This window comes from Flavobacterium sp. KMS (genome assembly GCF_000813005.1).
GTDB lineage: Bacteria > Bacteroidota > Bacteroidia > Flavobacteriales > Flavobacteriaceae > Flavobacterium.
In genome coordinates this window covers 532,194-550,167 of sequence record NZ_JSYP01000001.1, presented here as the reverse complement: position 1 = coordinate 550,167, position 17,974 = coordinate 532,194, and the positions used below count along the sequence as shown (strand labels likewise).

General features: G+C 34.2%; 14 protein-coding genes. 8 read left to right on the top strand and 6 right to left on the bottom strand.

Features of this window, described 5'->3' with window-relative positions; all coding sequences use genetic code 11:
• Nucleotides 1-12: 12 nt before the first annotated feature.
• From miaB to OA93_RS02270, 5 genes are all read right to left on the bottom strand, one after another.
• Nucleotides 13-1,458 carry a tRNA (N6-isopentenyl adenosine(37)-C2)-methylthiotransferase MiaB gene (gene miaB, locus OA93_RS02290; protein ID WP_039111498.1) on the bottom strand — a complete coding sequence of 482 codons (1,446 nt, stop codon included), beginning with the start codon at nt 1,456-1,458 and terminating at the stop codon, nt 13-15.
• A gap of 176 nt (nt 1,459-1,634) precedes the next feature.
• Nucleotides 1,635-2,426, bottom strand: a complete 792-nt coding sequence (locus OA93_RS02285; RefSeq protein ID WP_039111497.1) for a hypothetical protein — start codon at nt 2,424-2,426, stop codon at nt 1,635-1,637.
• 24 nt (nt 2,427-2,450) lie between these two features.
• Entirely contained in the window at nt 2,451-3,179 is a 729-nt protein-coding gene (locus OA93_RS02280) for an MIP/aquaporin family protein (RefSeq protein ID WP_039111496.1), read from the bottom strand.
• Nucleotides 3,180-3,204: 25 nt separating this feature from the next.
• Nucleotides 3,205-4,701, bottom strand: coding sequence for a glycerol kinase GlpK (gene glpK / locus OA93_RS02275; protein ID WP_039111495.1), 1,497 nt, complete (start codon nt 4,699-4,701; stop codon nt 3,205-3,207).
• A gap of 15 nt (nt 4,702-4,716) precedes the next feature.
• Nucleotides 4,717-6,306, bottom strand: a complete 1,590-nt coding sequence (locus OA93_RS02270) for a glycerol-3-phosphate dehydrogenase/oxidase (RefSeq protein ID WP_039111494.1) — start codon at nt 6,304-6,306, stop codon at nt 4,717-4,719.
• A gap of 154 nt (nt 6,307-6,460) precedes the next feature.
• On the opposite strand from OA93_RS02270, the gene OA93_RS02265 reads away from it, so the two are divergent.
• From OA93_RS02265 to OA93_RS02230, 8 genes are all read left to right on the top strand, one after another.
• Nucleotides 6,461-7,234 carry a DeoR/GlpR family DNA-binding transcription regulator gene (locus OA93_RS02265; RefSeq protein ID WP_039111493.1) on the top strand — a complete coding sequence of 258 codons (774 nt, stop codon included), beginning with the start codon at nt 6,461-6,463 and terminating at the stop codon, nt 7,232-7,234.
• A 236-nt stretch (nt 7,235-7,470) separates the two neighbouring features.
• Nucleotides 7,471-9,990 carry a type I DNA topoisomerase gene (gene topA, locus OA93_RS02260; protein ID WP_039111492.1) on the top strand — a complete coding sequence of 840 codons (2,520 nt, stop codon included), beginning with the start codon at nt 7,471-7,473 and terminating at the stop codon, nt 9,988-9,990.
• Nucleotides 9,991-9,993: 3 nt separating this feature from the next.
• Nucleotides 9,994-11,145 (top strand): formimidoylglutamase, encoded by a 1,152-nt coding sequence (locus tag OA93_RS02255; RefSeq protein WP_039111491.1) that lies wholly within the window; start codon nt 9,994-9,996, stop codon nt 11,143-11,145.
• A gap of 265 nt (nt 11,146-11,410) precedes the next feature.
• Nucleotides 11,411-12,820, top strand: a complete 1,410-nt coding sequence (gldK, locus tag OA93_RS02250) for a gliding motility lipoprotein GldK (RefSeq protein ID WP_039111490.1) — start codon at nt 11,411-11,413, stop codon at nt 12,818-12,820.
• A gap of 67 nt (nt 12,821-12,887) precedes the next feature.
• Nucleotides 12,888-13,535 carry a gliding motility protein GldL gene (gldL, locus tag OA93_RS02245; RefSeq protein ID WP_035623274.1) on the top strand — a complete coding sequence of 216 codons (648 nt, stop codon included), beginning with the start codon at nt 12,888-12,890 and terminating at the stop codon, nt 13,533-13,535.
• Between the two features lie 48 nt (nt 13,536-13,583).
• Nucleotides 13,584-15,122, top strand: coding sequence for a gliding motility protein GldM (gene gldM / locus OA93_RS02240; protein WP_039111489.1), 1,539 nt, complete (start codon nt 13,584-13,586; stop codon nt 15,120-15,122).
• A gap of 49 nt (nt 15,123-15,171) precedes the next feature.
• A complete protein-coding gene (gldN, locus tag OA93_RS02235) occupies nt 15,172-16,161 on the top strand; it encodes a gliding motility protein GldN (RefSeq protein WP_039111603.1) in 990 nt (329 codons plus the stop codon).
• 99 nt (nt 16,162-16,260) lie between these two features.
• Nucleotides 16,261-17,313 (top strand): FAD-binding oxidoreductase, encoded by a 1,053-nt coding sequence (locus OA93_RS02230; RefSeq protein ID WP_039111602.1) that lies wholly within the window; start codon nt 16,261-16,263, stop codon nt 17,311-17,313.
• Between the two features lie 174 nt (nt 17,314-17,487).
• Here the strand turns inward: OA93_RS02230 and OA93_RS02225 are convergent, their stop codons facing one another.
• Nucleotides 17,488-17,874: a DUF983 domain-containing protein gene (locus OA93_RS02225; protein WP_039111488.1), complete on the bottom strand. Its 387-nt coding sequence runs from the start codon at nt 17,872-17,874 to the stop codon at nt 17,488-17,490.
• Between the last annotated feature and the right edge of the window lie 100 nt (nt 17,875-17,974).

Here is a 17,974-nt window from a genome sequence, read left to right as displayed (position 1 = left end):
GCAACAAAAAAATTAATTCATTTCGCTCAACCCAACAGCCTGACCTTTTAAAGTTCCACTAGTACAACTTGTAATTTTTACATTTACAAAATCTCCTATTTTATAATTCTCTTTTGGGAAAACCACGGTAATACTTTGTGAATTTCTTCCTGAGAATTCTTCAGTCGATTTTTTTGAAACTTTCTCAACCAGAACTTCTACAGTTTGTCCGATAAACTCTTCAGAGCGTAACCAAGCATGTTTTTGTTGTAAATCGACAATTTCTTGTAATCTTCTTGCTTTGGTTTCGTCGGTGACATCATCTTCCATTTTTCTTCCGGCCAAAGTCCCAGGACGTTCTGAATAGGAATACATATAGCCAAAGTTATATTTTACGTATTCCATTAAGCTCATAGTGTCTTGGTGATCTTGCTCTGTTTCTGTTGGGAAACCTGCAATCATATCTTGTGAGATAGAACTGTTCGGGATTATGGTTTTGATTTTATCAATCAAAGTCATGTATTCTTCACGTGTATGTAAACGGTTCATTTCTTTTAGGATTCTATTGCTTCCTGACTGAACCGGTAAATGTATGTGTTTACAAATATTTGGATATTTTGCAATAATATGCAAAACACTTTCGTGCATATCTTGAGGATTCGAAGTTGAGAAGCGAATACGCATTTTAGGGAAAGTAACGGCTACCATTTCTAGTAATTGGTCGAAGTTTACAGCAGTAGCTTTTTGCATATCTGTAGCATTATCGAAATCCTTTTTTAATCCGCCACCATACCATAAATAACTATCTACGTTCTGACCTAAAAGCGTGATTTCTTTAAAGCCTTTGTCCCATAAATCCTGAATCTCATTCATAATACTTTGAGGCTCACGACTACGTTCACGTCCGCGGGTAAAAGGTACTACACAAAACGTACACATATTATCGCAACCACGAGTAATAGAAACCAAAGCAGTAATTCCGTTGCTCATCAATCGTACGGGTGAGATGTCACCATAGGTTTCATCTTTAGATAAAATTACGTTTATAGCATCACGACCTTCTTCAACTTCACTTAATAAATTAGGCAAGTCTTTGTAGGCATCTGGACCAACAACAAGGTCTACGATTTTTTCTTCTTCTAGAAACTGACTTTTCAAACGTTCTGCCATACAGCCCAAAACACCAACTTTCATTTTTGGGTTAATGCGTTTTACAGCATTGTATTTTTCTAAACGTTTGCGTATAGTTTGCTCTGCTTTATCACGGATTGAGCAGGTGTTTACCAAAACTAAATCGGCTTCTTCAAGCTTTTGAGTTGTATTGAAACCATTTGCTGATAAAATTGAAGCAACGATTTCGCTATCCGAAAAATTCATCGCACAGCCGTAGCTTTCTATAAAGAGTTTTTTTGTATTCTCAGGTTTATGTTCTAAAACAAGACTTTCACCTTGTTTGCTTTCTTCAATAATCTTTTCCATAAGTCACTTTCAAAAGTGTATTTTAATAAGGTCGCAAAGGTACGATTATTTGTATGATTGTGACAAGATGTCAGATGAAGATTTAACATTGTTTTTTATTTTAAAATTTGAATAAAAAAAGCTCTCTTTTGAGGATAAAGAGAGCTTTGATTAACAAATTAAAATCTATGCAGAGATTAGAACAAATTGACGTCTAATTGTACTCTTGCAATTTTATTAGCAGGATTCCACATTGCAGTTGCCGATACAGGTAATTTATAGTTAAATACCGAAATATCTTTGGAGACTTTTATCCCTGTGTTTACAATGCCAAAAGCGCTTTCTTCCTGATTTGTGTACAAATATTTTTTCCCGTCGATTGCAAAAGCTCCTCCCATAAAAACATTTAGATTTACTTTTTGATTTCGGATAACTGGGTAGCTTAATTCTATGTAAGTTGAGTATCTACTTCTGTAATCATTATTATTGTCTAATTCTCTATCATTTAACCCACTGTAAAGTAAAATATCAGCTTCTATTCGAATGGGGAATGACTCGGGAAAACGATACGAAGTTCTTAAATCAATAAGGTGAGTAGTAGTTAGTTTATTGTAATTAAAAACTTCAGGGTTTTCAATTCCTGTAGTATTAAATAAATCCCACAGTCCGATTGATAAGTTATTTTTTTGATATTGAATATAATAGTTTATCTCACGATATTTCCCATCAAATCCAGCACCTCCCCAAATTCCAACGGTAAAATTTCGTCCTTCATTTAATGCATAATGGATGTTTCCAGTTGCAGTCATACCATCATTTATAACGAGTCCTCTCCATAAATGGCTAGTTTCTAAGTCTACGTTAAAGTCTAAACGGGATGGTTTTGTGTCTTCTATTGGAGTAGAAATGCTATCTTGAACTGTTCTTTTTTGAGCGTATCCAGCTAGCCCTATAATTGAGATTATAGAGAAAAATAATATTTTTTTCATGATTTTTTGATTTATAAAGCCATACTAGAGCATTGCTATATATAAGAGTGCTGCTAAACATGCTCCTATAATTGGACCAAGAATTGGGATCCAGGCATAGCTCCAGTCGCTGCTTCCTTTAAGAAGAAGAGTGTGCATAATACGCGGTCCTAAGTCTCTTGCGGGATTAATAGCGTAACCTGTAGTGCCACCTAAAGACAATCCAATCGCCCATACCAAAATAGCAACGGGTAAAGCACCAATAGATCCAAGTCCGATTTTAGCATCAGAAGCAGTGCTAATGCTGAGTTCGGGACCTGCAATATAAAAGATTACGAAAATAAGAACGAAAGCCCCGATAATCTCACTAATCAAATTAGAAAAGGTATTTCTGATTGCTGGTATTGTACTAAAACAAGCAAGTTTTCCACCTTCGTCCTCAGTAATGGTAAAATGATCTTTATGAAATAGCCAGACTAAGAATGCTCCTAACATGGCTCCGATTATTTGAGCAATAATGTAATAAGATACTTGGCTCCAGGCAAATTTTCCAATAAGAGCTAGTCCGATTGTTACGGCAGGGTTTAAGTGCGCACCACTAATTGGCCCTGCAACTGTTACGCCTACAAAAACGGCAAATGCCCAACCGGTAGTAATTACAATCCATCCCGAGTTATTTCCTTTTGTTCCTTTAAGAACTACGTTTGCAACAACGCCATTACCTAGTAAGATAACTAGCATTGTTCCTATGATTTCAGCAGTAAATGGCGACATCTTTTAAGTTTTAATGATTCATATTTTAGTCCTCAATCCAGTTTTTAGTACGTCCAACGGCTTTATCCCAGTTTTTTACAAGTTTGTCAACTTCTGCCTTAGGCATTTTTGGAGTAAAAGTTTTGTCGATATGCCATTGTTCTTGTAATTCGCTTATGTTTTTCCAGTATCCTACGGCTAATCCTGCCAGGTATGCGGCGCCTAATGCTGTTGTTTCTAGTGTTTTAGGTCTAACTACATTAAAACCAAATATATCTGATTGGAATTGCATCATTAAGTTATTAATGGCAGCACCACCATCTACTCTTAGTTCTTTTCCTTTTCTTCCAAAATCTGCTTCCATTGATGTTGCTAAATCTAGTACTTGGTAAGCGATTCCTTCTAAAGTAGCGCGTGCTATATGTGCGTTTGTAGTTCCTCTTGTAATTCCTAAAATTGCGCCTCTGGCATATTGGTCCCAATGTGGTGCGCCTAAACCTGTTAAAGCAGGAACGAAATATACACCGCCATTGTCTGGTACGCTTGCTGCTAAGGTTTCGATTTCTTGGGCTGAGTTGATCATTTTTGCACCGTCTCGCAACCATTGTACAGCGGCTCCGCCTACAAATACACTTCCTTCTAGGGCATACGTTGTTTCGCCATTTATTTTCCAAGCAACTGTGGTAAGTAAATTGTTTTTAGAATAAACAGCCTTATTTCCTGTATTCATTAACATAAAGCAACCTGTTCCGTAAGTATTTTTTACCATTCCAGGATCTGTACATAATTGTCCAAAAAGAGCTGCTTGCTGGTCACCAGCTACACCTGAGATTGGAATTTTTGTAGAAAATAATGTTGTACTGGTTTCTCCGTATATTTCGCTACTTTGTTTTACTTCAGGTAGCATTGCTCTTGGGATGTTGAACAATTCTAGTAATTCAGTATCCCATTCTAATGTATGAATGTTTAATAATAAAGTTCTGCTTGCGTTAGAGACATCGGTCATGAATATTTTACCTCGAGTAAGTTTCCAGATTAGCCATGTGTCTACAGTTCCGAAACATAGTTTTCCTTGTTCTGCTTTTTCGCGTGCCCCTTCGACATTGTCTAGAATCCATTTTATTTTAGTCCCCGAAAAATAGGCATCTAATAATAATCCAGTCTTTTTCTTGATCATTTCAGCATGACCTTTTGCTTTTAATTCGTCACAATATTTTGCTGTTCTGCGATCTTGCCAGACGATAGCATTATATAAAGGTTCGCTGGTTTCTCTGTCCCAAACAATTGTTGTTTCGCGTTGATTGGTGATTCCAATTGCGGCTATTTCTTTTCCAGAAATTCCCACTTTTGCAATAACTTCGGCAGCGACGCTAATTTGAGATGACCAAATTTCGTTAGGGTCATGTTCTACCCATCCTGGTTTTGGAAATATCTGTTCAAAAGGTCTTTGAGAAATACTTACTATTTCTCCGTCATGATTAAATACGATGGCTCTGGAAGAAGTTGTTCCTTGGTCTAGTGTTAAGATTAATTTGTCCTGCATGATATATGTATGTTGTTACTGATGATTTTTTTGAAAATCTGATAAGATGAATCCGTTAGCGATTGTTTTGAAATGCGATATTTGGGTTTGTGCCCATGTTTCGTCATGACCAAGTTCTTTTGCTAATAAATGTCCCACTTTTTCGCATGAAGCAATGGCTGCATGAGCATCTAGAAATAATAAACGTACTCTTCTTGCTAAAATATCGTCTATCGTTCTTGCCATTTCATGACGAATTGCCCAGGCTACTTCTGCCATAGTGTAGTCGTAATTAGGGTGTAGTTTTTCTTTTAATTCAGGTTCTTGATTTTGTAATTCTAGTATTTTAGGAATGTCAGTTCCGTATATGTATAAATGATTTTGTCGAGTTGTAGAATTTGTTTCCGTACTTCCGTGAATTGCGATATGTTCCGTTTTACATTCCTTTTTTGGTAAGCGGTGTACAACTATTGCTTTGTCAATGATGTCTTCAGCAATTTTTCTATAAGTAGTCCATTTTCCACCAGTTATAGTTATTAATCCGGTTTCGGAAACAATTATTTTATGACTTCTTGAAACTTCTTTGGTACTTGTTCCTTCTTTCTCTGGCGCTGCCAATGGTCTTAATCCTGCAAAAACAGATAAAACATCAGCACGAGTAGGTTTTTTTGCAAGGAATCTTTGTGCTGTTTCTAAAACAAATTCAATTTCTGATTCCAGAGCAATAGGCTCTAGGCTATGCTTTTTAATTAGGGTATCAGTTGTTCCTACTACTATTTTATCATGCCAAGGCACTGCAAATAATACTCTTCCATCGCTAGTTTTTGGAATCATTAAAGCGTGGTCGCTTGGCAGGAAAGATTTGTCGAATACAAGATGAATTCCCTGACTTGGTACGATGTATTTTTTATATACAGCGTCGTTTAGTTTCATTATTGCATTAGTAAAAACACCTGTAGCATTAATAACTGCTTTCCCTTTTATATCATACCACTCGCCAGATTCGTGATCTACTATTTGTACACCGATAACTTTATGGTTGTCGTCTTTTAATAGATTCATAACTTTGGCATAGTTTAAAATGCATGCGCCTTTTTCTGCTGCAGTCTGTGCGATATTTATAGCCAAGCGAGAATCGTCAAATTGTCCGTCTTGATAAATAACACCACTGACTAAGCCTTTTTGCTCTATTGTAGGAAGTAGTTCAATAGTTTTTTTCTTCGAAATATACTTGGATCTACCTAGGCTCAGTCTTCCAGCTAATAAATCATATATAGTAAGTCCGATAGTGTAAAAATAGCCACCCCACCAGTTATAATTTGGTATAACAAAAGATTGGTTTTTTACTAGATGGGCTGCATTTTGAGCCATTAAACCTCTTTCTTTTAAAGCTTCTCTTACCAGAGAGATATCTCCTTGTTCCAGGTAGCGAACACCACCATGAACTAATTTTGTACTTCTGCTTGATGTTCCTTTTGCAAAATCTATTGCTTCGACTAAAACTGTTTTGTAGCCTCTACTAGCTGCATCGAGTGCGGTACCTAGCCCGCTAGCTCCGCCACCAATAACGATTACATCCCATTCAGGTGTTTGTTTTAGTTTTGTTAATTGTTCGAGTCGTTTCATTATATGTCTTATTTGTTGTGTTTTATGTCGTTTTACTTTCGAATAACAAACATAACGAAATTAAATGAAACTAAATAAAACAAAATGAAATTTATTTTTTTATTTAATTGTTGTATCTTTCGATTCTGGAAAATCTTAATAATAAAGAGGACTTATGACTATAATCAATAGACGGCAAGAGGATATACTTAAGGAATTAAATCAAAAGGGATATGTAAATGTGGTTGATTTATGCGAAACACTTAATGTTTCAAGCGTAACCATACGAAAGGACTTGACTTTTTTAGAGAATCAAAAGCTGTTGCATCGTACACATGGAGGAGCGAGCAAGCAGCCTATTTATGCTTTTGAAAGAGATGTTAATGATAAAGAAGGGTTGCAAGTAGAGCAAAAAAAACAAATAGCAGAAGAGGCGGTAAAATATATAAGTAATCACGATTATATTATATTAGGGTCGGGATCGAATATTCATTATTTATCTCGGGTTATAAAAGGATTTCAAAAACTAACAGTACTTACACCTTCGTTAAAAGTGTCTTTAGAGCTTAGTAAGGAAACAAATATTGACACAATACAATTAGGAGGAGATATTCGAAACAGTTCAACTTCGGCTGTGGGACCAATTGCAGAAGCAACTTTGAGTCAGTTTTCTTGCAATAAATTATTCTTAGGAACAGATGGTCTTCATTTAGATTTTGGTTTAAGCACATCAAATGCTTTGGAGGCGCATTTAAATCAAGCGATGATAGAGGTTGCAGAGAAGGTTATTGTCTTGGCCGATTCGACAAAAATGAATGTTCGGGGTTTTGGTAAAATTTGTGATTTAAGTAAAATTGATGTACTGATTACAGATGCGGGCATTGATGTTGAAACTAAAACGAAACTCGAAGAAATGGGTATTGATGTAGTTGTTGCTGGTAAAATTTAGTTTTGATTTTGTAATTCAGGCTTTTTTTAATGTAGTTATTTATTGGATAGGCTTTTGTAGTAAAGTTTTTGATTTTTATTTTGTTTTGGAGGAAAGGAATATATAATAACGAGAATATTTTTGTTATATATTAAGGTATAAAATAGCAGCTGCGAAAATAGATTTTTCTCAAAAAACGATTTGGGTGCACTCTCATTTAAAAAAAACTTCTACTTTTGTTCCAGAAAAATAGAGTAATGGCAAAGAATTTAGTAATAGTTGAGTCACCTGCAAAGGCAAAAACGATAGAGAAATTTTTGGGAAGTGATTTTCAAGTAGAGTCAAGTTATGGGCATATTGCCGACTTGCCTTCAAAAGAAATCGGTGTGGATGTAGAGAATGGTTTTAAACCTAAATATGAAGTTTCTCCGGATAAAAAAGCTTTAGTTAGTAAACTAAAAACATTATCTAAGAATGCCGAAATGGTTTGGTTAGCAAGTGATGAGGACCGCGAGGGGGAGGCTATTTCATGGCATCTTGCGGAAGAATTAAAACTTGATGTTAAAAAGACTAAGCGAATTGTTTTTCACGAAATCACAAAATCAGCAATCCTAAAAGCGATTGAAAATCCTAGAGAGATAGATTATAATTTGGTTAACGCACAACAAGCGCGTCGTGTATTAGACAGGTTGGTTGGTTACGAATTATCTCCTGTATTATGGAGAAAAATTAAAGGAGGTTTATCTGCAGGACGTGTTCAGTCAGTTTCAGTTCGTTTAATTGTTGAGAGAGAAAGAGAAATTCAGAATTTTAATGCAATAGCATCGTATTCTGTTGTAGCTGAGTTTACAAATGAAAGCGGAAAAACGTTTAAGGCTAAACTGCCTAAAAACTTTAATACAAAAAAAGAAGCCGAAGATTTTTTAAATAAAAACATCGGTTCTTCATATAAGGTATCGGATTTAGAAACGAAACCTACTAAAAAATCACCAACAGCTCCATTTACAACTTCTACATTGCAACAAGAAGCAGCAAGAAAGTTGTATTTACCAGTTGGAATCACAATGCAACTAGCACAACGACTATACGAAGCAGGACTTATTACTTATATGAGAACTGATAGCGTTAATCTTTCTAAAGATGCAATGGATGCTGCACAAGCTGAAATTATAAAATCGTACGGGAAAGAATTCTCAAAACCAAGAACTTTTACAAACAAAAGCAAAGGAGCGCAAGAAGCGCACGAAGCTATTCGTCCGACTGATATGTCGCGTCATACAGTAAATATTGACAGAGATCAAGCTCGTTTGTATGATTTGATTTGGAAAAGAACATTGGCTTCGCAAATGAGTGATGCACAATTAGAAAGAACTAATGTGAAGATTGAAGCTAATAATCATAGCGAAATTTTTACAGCATCTGGAGAAGTTTTACTTTTTGAAGGATTCTTAAAAGTATATCTTGAAGGTCATGATGATGACGAAGAAGAGCAAGAAGGAATGTTGCCTGCAATGAAAGTGAATGAGAAATTATTAAATAATTATATCACAGCAACCGAAAGATATTCAAGACCGCCGGCACGTTATACAGAAGCTTCTTTGGTGAAGAAATTAGAGGAACTTGGTATTGGTCGTCCTTCGACTTATGCGCCAACTATTTCTACAATCATCAACAGAAATTATGTAGAAAAAGGTAACCTTGATGGTCAGGAGCGTAATTATACTCAACTTACTTTACAATCAAACAAAGTAGGAGAGAAGTTGCTTAAAGAAAATACAGGTTCGGATAAAGGGAAGTTAGTTCCAACTGATATCGGAACAATTGTTACAGACTTCCTGGTTAAGAATTTTGGGACAATATTAGATTACAACTTTACAGCAAAAGTAGAACAGGATTTTGATGAAATTGCTGAAGGAAATATCGACTGGGCACAAATGATGAAGGAGTTTTATGATAAATTCCATCCAAATGTAAAAGATGTCGAAGCTAATGCTGAGAGAGAAAGTGGAGAAAGAATCTTAGGGAAAGATCCGGTTTCAGGAAGACCAGTTTCTGTTCGTTTAGGAAAGTTTGGACCAATGGCACAAATTGGAGAGCCGGATGATGAAGATAAAAAATTCGCCAGTTTAATGGCAGATCAGAATATCGGAAATATAACGCTGGAAGAAGCTTTGAATTTGTTTTTATTGCCTAAAAACTTAGGAGAATACAAAGGAGAAGAAGTAGAGGTAAGTAATGGTCGTTATGGGCCATATGTTCGTCACGGAAGTGTTTTTATCTCATTGCCAAAAGGAGAAGATCCTCTGGATGTAACAATTACAAGAGCTCAGGAGTTAATAGATGAAAAAGCACTTGCTGATGCGCCTATTGCTGTATATAAAGGAGAAGGAGTGCAAAAAGGAGTAGGTCGTTTTGGGCCTTTTATCAAATGGAATGGATTGTTTATTAACGTAAGTAAAAAATACAATTTTGATAATTTATCACAATCAGATATTGAAGCGCTGATAGAAGATAAACTTCAAAAAAATATTGATAAAGTACTTCATAACTGGGAAGAAGAAGGTATTCTTGTTGAAAAAGCACGTTGGGGACGTTCGGTTATTACCAAAGGTAAAATTAAAATTGAACTTAGTAAAGATGTTGATGCTACAAAATTAACGTTGGCTGAAGTTCAGGAAATGATTGCTAAGAAAACCCCAGTAAAAAAGACAGCTGCAAAGAAAGCACCTGCTGCTAAGAAGGCAGTGGCTAAAAAACCAGTAGCTAAAAAGAAATAAAGAATGGAATTTGATTTTCTACAACCAGTTGCCGAAGAAATTCTAAACTACATTGATACATTGTCTTCTCAAGAATTGGGAAGTAAAATAGTTTTACATACAAAAGAACAGTTTCCAGATTTAGCAAAAGTAAATATTGCTATAATTGGAGTTTTAGATAATCGTGGAGATACTTCTGCGATTAGCGATGTAAACTTAAATCCTTTTCGTAAAAAGCTATATAGTATGTTTCCTGGAAACTGGGATATGACTATTGCTGATTTAGGGGATATTTTACCAGGAAATTCAATAGATGATACCTACTATCTTTTAAAAAAAATAACTGCAGCCTTAATAAAAAACAGAGTTGTACCTATAGTTATAGGTGGATCTCAGGATTTAACCTATGCTTTGTATCGTGCTTACGATGATTTAGAGCAAATGGTTAATTTGGTTGCTGTAGATAATAAATTTGATTTTGGAAAAGAAAGTGAAGATTCTTCAGCAACTTCATATTTAACCAAGATTATAGTTGATGAGCCAAACAATCTATTTAATTATTGTAACATAGGTTATCAAACTTATTACAACTCGCAAGAAGAGATTGATTTAATCGAAAAATTGTTTTTTGATGCGTATCGATTAGGAGAGGTTTCGAATAAAATTGCGCTTGCTGAGCCAGTTTTTAGAGATGCTGATTTAGTGAGTTTTGATTTAAATTCAATAAAATCTGCCGATTCAGGAAATATCATCACTTTTGAACCTAATGGGTTTAATGGGAAAGAGATTTGTTCGCTTGCTCGATATGCAGGTATTAGTGATAAAGTGTCTGCTTTTGGACTTTTTAATCATAATAATACATCGCAAGAAGCTCCTTTAATGGCGCAGATCGTTTGGTATTTTATCGAAGGGTATCATTATCGTTCTAATGAGTATCCATATGGTAGCCGAAAAAACTATTTAAAATACATAGTTCCATTAGAAGAAGAAGAGCTGGTTTTTTATAAAAGCGACAAAACTGACCGTTGGTGGATAGAAATTCCTTTTATTTCTGACGGAAGTAATAAATTGAAGAGAAATACGTTGTTATCATGTTCGTATGACGAATATTTGACTGCTTGTAATCAGGAATTACCTGAAAGATGGTGGAAAGCACAACGTAAAAATACTGTGTAATCGTTTTCGTAATAAGGTACCAGTATTTAAGGGTTTTTTGAAATGATTGTTTCTGATTTTATTAGTAGGAATAGATTTATAAATACTAAAATTTAACGTTTTATGTCGATTTTTAATGACAGTTTATCGACTAAATATTTTTTTTTTATTTTTTTTAACTTTATTTTTGAACCGTGAAATAAATTACACAAAAAGCTATTGTTTTTTAAGAAAATAATAAATAGGTTTACGGACTTATAATAATGAATAGATAATCCAAATATATATGAAGAAGTTTATTGCATTTGCGGCATTTTTAACACTAATGATTAGTTGTGGTAGGTCAAGTGACAAAGGAGAATTGGTAGGTGTTAAAGGTGGGAAATGGTATCCTGAAAAGCCTTATGGAATGACTTTAGTTCCAGGTGGGTCGTTCATTATGGGTAAGTCAGATGATGACTTAGCTCAAGTAGAAGATGCACCAACAAAAACGGTTACCGTTCGTTCTTTTTATATGGATGAGACAGAGATAACAAATAGTGAATACCGTCAATTTGTGGAGTGGGTAAAAGACTCAACAATGAGAGTTCGTTTGGCAATTATGGCAGATGAAATGGGACAAAAACCAGGTGGCGGAACAGATGCTAAAGGTAAAAAAGGTGGAAGCATAGGAGATTATGCTTTTAACGATTCTGATCCAGAAAAAATGACAGCTTACGATAAATATATGTATGACAATTACTATAGTATCGGTACTGCTGATGATCCTTATGCAGGAAGAAAATTAAACAGAAAAGTAAAGTTAGCTAAAGGTACTCAGGCATATCCAGATGAGTATTATACAGAGGTAATGGATTCTATGTATATTCCTATAGAAGAGTCATATAATGGTTTAAGAACTATTGATGTTAATAAATTGAAATTTAGATATTCTTGGATGGATATTCAGGCTGCAGCTAAAGCTAAAGTTGGAAAAAGAAAAGATTTCGTTAAGACAGAAGAAGTTAAGGTTTACCCCGATACAACAGTTTGGATTAAAGATTTTACTTACTCATATAATGAGCCAATGCATAATGACTATTTCTGGCATAAGGCATACGGAGATTATCCAGTTGTAGGAGTACAATGGACTCAGGCAAAAGCATTCTGTGCTTGGAGAACATTAAACAAAAATACTTACATAAAATCTAAAAAGAAAGGTCATGATTTAGTGAATTCTTTCAGATTGCCTACAGAGGCAGAATGGGAGTATGCTGCTAGAGGAGGTCTGGAGTCTGCTACTTACCCTTGGGGAGGTCCTTATATCATGAGTGATAGAGGTTGTTTTATGGCTAACTTTAAGCCAAGTAGAGGAGATTATGCTGCAGATAATGCTTTATACACTGTAGAAGCAAAATCATACGATCCAAACGGATACAATTTATACAATATGGCAGGTAACGTTGCCGAGTGGACAGATTCTTCATATAGCCCAAATGCTTACGAATATGTTTCTACTATGAATCCTAACGTTCAAGATGGTTCAAACAAGCGTAAAGTAGTTCGTGGAGGTTCATGGAAAGATGTTGCTTATTTCCTACAAGTAAGTACCAGAGATTTTGAATACGCAGATTCAGCAAGAAGTTTTATTGGTTTTAGAACAGTTCAAGATTACATGGGAACGCAAGTGACCGGGAATAAAAAGAGTAAATTATAATTAGAGAGTACAATTAAAACAATAACCAAATCCTTATTTTTAAAACCTAAAACAAACAAACAAAATTATGGCATTATTAAGTAAAAAAGCGATGAACTTCGCTTACGGTATGGGAGCAGCAGTAGTAATTATTGGAGCTTTATTCAAAATTACCCACTTTGAAATCGGACCGTTAACAGGAACCTTGATGCTTTCAATCGGATTAGTAACAGAGGCATTAATCTTTGCTTTATCTGCTTTTGAACCAGTTGACGAAGAATTAGACTGGACTTTAGTTTATCCAGAATTGGCTAATGGTCAAGCAAAAACTAAAGCTGCAAAAGTTGAAACCCCATCTGATGCACAAGGTCTATTATCTCAAAAATTAGACGTTATGCTTAAAGAAGCTAAAATTGACGGTGAGTTAATGTCAAGCTTAGGTAACAGTATCAAAAACTTTGAATCTGCTGCTAAAGGAATTGCTCCAACTGTTGATTCAATCGCTTCTACTAAAAAATACAGCGAAGAGTTATCTACTGCAGCTGCACAAATGGAATCATTAAATAGTTTATATAAAGTTCAATTAGAAAGTGCTTCAAGAAACGCAGAAGCAAACAAAGAAATCGCTGAAAATGCAGGTAAGTTAAAAGAGCAAATGCAATCTATGACTGCAAATATTGCTTCTTTAAACAATGTATATGGTGGTATGCTTTCGGCTATGAATAATAAAGGATAATTAGTTAAAAACAATTATTATTAATAAAAAACTAATTATTTAGAAAATATGGCAGGAGGAAAATTAACCCCTAGACAGAAGATGATAAACCTGATGTATCTGGTTTTTATCGCAATGTTAGCAATGAATATGTCAAAAGAAGTTTTATCTGCTTTTGGCTTAATGAATGAAAAATTTGAAAGTGCAAACGAGTCTGCTAATATGACTAATGAGCAAATGTTGATGTCATTAGACCAGAAAGCTGCTGAGGCCAAAGGAGAATTTGAAGCAGCTGCTCAAACAGCTCACAAAGTGGCAGCAATATCTAAAGATTTTTATACATACATCGGAACTTTAAAAGGTGATGTATTAAAAGGATTCGAAAAAGATAAAGAAACTGGAAAATTACCTTACGAGTCTATGGACAAAGGTGATAATATCGACAACTGGTTTACAGGTGAAGGTTATACTAAAAAAGGTGACGAAATCGTTGCAAAAATCAATCAGTATAGAGCAGATATGAAATCTGTATTGAGCGATAAAAAATATAGTGCAATTGTAGCTGAGATTGATAATAAATTTAATACTTCTGACGTTAAAAACAAAGAAGGTTTAAAAGATAAATTTTTAGCTTATAACTTTAAAGGTTTTCCAGCTGTTGCATCAGTTGCAAAATTATCTGCTTGGCAGAGTGATGTTAAAAAAGTAGAATCTGATGTTTATAGTTCAGCTTTAGGAAAAGCGGCAGTAGCTGCAGCTTCTTATAACAACTATAAAGCGATTGTAGTTCTTGATAAAAGTGCTTACTTTCAAGGAGAAACTGTTACAGGTAAAGTTGTTTTAGGTCGTTATGACGAAAACACAACTCCTACTTCATTCTCTGGTCCAGGTAAAATTGAAAATGGACAAGCTGTTATTTCGATGACTGCTGGTGGAATTGGAGAACAAAGTATTAACGGACAATTTACATTCTTAGAAGATGGAAAAAACATTCCACTTAAATTTGAAGGTAAATATGTTGTAGTACCAAAACCAAACTCTGCAACTATTTCTGCAGACAAAATGAATGTAGTTTACAGAGGAGTTGTTAACCCAATTTCAGTTTCATTTGCGGGTGTTGCTGATAATAAAGTTGTTGCAACTGCTCCAGGATTATCTTCTGCTGGTAAACCAGGTAAATATAACATGAGCCCAAGTACAGGTACTGAAACTACAATTACTGTTACAGGTACATTGCCAAATGGTTCTAAGGTTACAGATAAGAAAACTTTTAGAATTAAAGGTATTCCTGGACCAACTGGAACAATTAGAGGAGAAATGGGTGTTGTAAAAGGACCTAAATCAAATTTAGAGATTGCTACAATTGGAGCTAAATTAGTTGATTTTGATTTCGAAGTTGGATTAGATGTTGTTGGATTTAATTTAAAAGTTACTGGACAACCTACAGTTGTAGTTTCTGGTAATAGATTAAATGCACAATGTAAATCAGTTCTTTCAAAAGCAGGTAGAGGAGACCAAGTTACTATTTCTGAGATTAAAACTAAACTTGTTGGAGCAGGAAGTTATTTATTGCCTAGAACCGCTCCAGTAATTTATGAAATACAATAATAAGTAGATCTATAAAGTAAAACTACTTCAATATTATACTGATACCATGATGAATGTAAGAAATTTTTTAATAGCTATTATCTCTATTGCAGGGAGTTATACCGCTTTTGCACAGTCGAATTTGCTTAATGCAAAAACACCAGCTGAAATTGGTTTAAAAACTCCAGCACAACTTGTTTCTGATAATGACAAACCATTAGCTTATGGTTATGTACATGATAGAGACGTTTTGATGGGGAAAACTGTTTGGGAAATCATTGATTTAAATGAAAAAATCAACTTTTCTATGTATTTCCCAATTGATACTGCAAATATCGGTTCGGACAGACGTTCTATGTACGATGTTTTGACAAAGGCAATTAAAAATGGTAAAATTACTGAAGTTTATACTGATAGTTATTTCAATACCAAAAAGTCTATGAAAGACATTCAATCTTCTTTATCTCGTATCGATACAACTGATGCTGGTAGAGAACAATTGAATCAAGATCCGAATGCGTATGTTACGCAAACAATCGAAAAAAAGAAGACAACTGGTAAAGGAAAAAACAAAGTAACAACTTCAGAAACTGTAACTGTTCCTGCATCTAAAACTATATCTTCTGAATATATCTTGAAAACTGATTTAACAGCTCAAGATGTTACAGAATATAAAATTAAAGGATATTGGTATTTTGACAAACGTCAAAGTGAATTGAAGTATCGTCTTTTAGGAATTTGTCCTGTTACTCCAGATGTTTACACTATTAATAGTGAAGAAAAAGATTATATTGAATTGTTCTGGGTATTCTTCCCAGATGCTAGAGGTGTCTTACATGAGGCTAAAGCCTTTAATGACAAGAACTCTGCAATGCCAATTTCTTTTGATCAAATCTTAAACTCTAGACGTTTTAATAGCACAATCTATAAAGAAGAAAACGTTTACGGAGATAGAGCTATAGAAGAATACATGAAGGATAACGCTCAGAACCAATTATTGGAGTCTGAGAGAGTGAAAGAGAAAATTAGAAATTTCGAATCAGATATGTGGAATTACTAAAATTTAATTTCCTTCTTTAATATAAAAAACTCTTACCATTTTTTGGTAAGAGTTTTTTCATTTATGTTTGTTGGCGGTAACAGTTTAATTTATTTTTTCATGATTGACTATTTAATTATTGGTTCAGGTTTAGCAGGGATTTCTTTTTCAGAAAAAGCATTGTCGCACAATAAATCTATTTTGGTAGTAGATGATAAATCGCAAAACTCATCAAAAATAGCAGGAGGTTTGTATAATCCCGTAATTTTAAAAAGATTTAGTGAAGTATGGCAAGCGCAACAACAACTTGTTTTAATGGATTCTTTTTATGCAGATATTGAAAATAAACTTGCTACAAAATTCAATTTCCAGCTACCTATTTTACGAAAGTTTTTCTCGATTGAAGAGCAAAATAATTGGTTTAGTGCTTCAGATAAAAAAAACTTAGCGCCTTTCTTGTCTACCAAATTAGTTAACAGAAAATATAACAGTATAGATTCTCCATACGATTATGGCGAAGTTTTGCACACAGGTTATGTTGATACGGCTTTATTATTAGAAAAGTATAGAGAATATTTACTTGCTAATAATTTGCTGTTAGAAGAATCATTTGATTATGATCAGATTGAATTTTTAGATTCAGGAATTCAATATAAAAACATACAAGCGCGTCATATTATTTTTGCAGAAGGATTTGGGTTGCATAAGAACCCATTCTTTAATGATTTGCCTCTGGATGGAACTAAAGGAGAACTATTTATTATTAAAGCAGTAGGTTTGAATTTAGACGTTATTGTAAATACAAGTGTATTTATCCTGCCTTTAGGAAATGATTTGTTTAAAGTAGGGGCAACATATAATTGGAAAGATAAAACCGATTTACCTACGGAGGAGGCAAAGCAAGAACTCCTAGAACGCATTCGCGAAATAATTACCTGCGAGTTTGAAATCGTTGAGCATTTTGCTGGTGTCCGTCCTACAGTACAAGATAGAAGACCACTGGTAGGAACGCATAATACGCATAAATCGTTGCATATCCTTAACGGATTAGGTACACGAGGAGTAATGTTAGGACCAGCAATGGCTGAAGCTTTATTCGAAAATATAGAAAATGAAATTCCTTTGGATACCGAAATAGATATTGAGCGTTTTTATAAAAAGAAAAACAAGTAATCGATTAGGTTATTTAATGTTTTTTCTACAAAAAAAAGTATAAGTTTTTAAACCATGTAAGCTATTTAAGAAAATATAAGTTTAGGTATTTCTTAAATGAGCTTACATAACTTATATGGTTAATCTTTTGAAATCAATCAAAAAAAGGTGTAATTGCTTATGCTTTTGCAATCTCTATTTTTTTATATTAGTAATTGGGTCGTAAGAAACAAACATATTAATGTAGATATTCCTTGACCATCTTAATACAAATGGAAATAATACAACAAGTGTTACTACAATTGCTATAAAAGAAGCTTCGATACTAGAGTTTAGGAAAACGTAGGATATGATAAAAGCAGCAATTCCTAATGCTACATTTAATCCGTAACTTACATACATTGCTCCGTAAAAAAAGGAAGGTTCAATCTGGTATTTAAGTCCGCAATGACTGCAAGATTCATTCATTTTTAAAACTTTGGTTAAATGTAGCGGGTTCTTGTCTTCGTACATACTTTCGTTTTGACATTTAGGACAAGTTCCTTTTAAAATACTATTTAGTTTAGATCCTTTTTTGAACATTTTGAGTAAGTTTTTGTAATGTATAAACTGCGATGTAAATACTTCGAAGAGAAATTATGCAGTTGTTTTTTTAATAAAAATGATGAATTTATCCCAAAGA

Coding starts and splice junctions, on each gene's coding strand:
- miaB (WP_039111498.1), bottom strand. CDS start 1,458: ATGGAAAAGATTATTGAAGAAAGCAAACAAGGTGAAAGTCTTGTTTTA.
- OA93_RS02285 (WP_039111497.1), bottom strand. CDS start 2,426: ATGAAAAAAATATTATTTTTCTCTATAATCTCAATTATAGGGCTAGCT.
- OA93_RS02280 (WP_039111496.1), bottom strand. CDS start 3,179: ATGTCGCCATTTACTGCTGAAATCATAGGAACAATGCTAGTTATCTTA.
- glpK (WP_039111495.1), bottom strand. CDS start 4,701: ATGCAGGACAAATTAATCTTAACACTAGACCAAGGAACAACTTCTTCC.
- OA93_RS02270 (WP_039111494.1), bottom strand. CDS start 6,306: ATGAAACGACTCGAACAATTAACAAAACTAAAACAAACACCTGAATGG.
- OA93_RS02265 (WP_039111493.1), top strand. CDS start 6,461: ATGACTATAATCAATAGACGGCAAGAGGATATACTTAAGGAATTAAAT.
- topA (WP_039111492.1), top strand. CDS start 7,471: ATGGCAAAGAATTTAGTAATAGTTGAGTCACCTGCAAAGGCAAAAACG.
- OA93_RS02255 (WP_039111491.1), top strand. CDS start 9,994: ATGGAATTTGATTTTCTACAACCAGTTGCCGAAGAAATTCTAAACTAC.
- gldK (WP_039111490.1), top strand. CDS start 11,411: ATGAAGAAGTTTATTGCATTTGCGGCATTTTTAACACTAATGATTAGT.
- gldL (WP_035623274.1), top strand. CDS start 12,888: ATGGCATTATTAAGTAAAAAAGCGATGAACTTCGCTTACGGTATGGGA.
- gldM (WP_039111489.1), top strand. CDS start 13,584: ATGGCAGGAGGAAAATTAACCCCTAGACAGAAGATGATAAACCTGATG.
- gldN (WP_039111603.1), top strand. CDS start 15,172: ATGAATGTAAGAAATTTTTTAATAGCTATTATCTCTATTGCAGGGAGT.
- OA93_RS02230 (WP_039111602.1), top strand. CDS start 16,261: ATGATTGACTATTTAATTATTGGTTCAGGTTTAGCAGGGATTTCTTTT.
- OA93_RS02225 (WP_039111488.1), bottom strand. CDS start 17,874: ATGTTCAAAAAAGGATCTAAACTAAATAGTATTTTAAAAGGAACTTGT.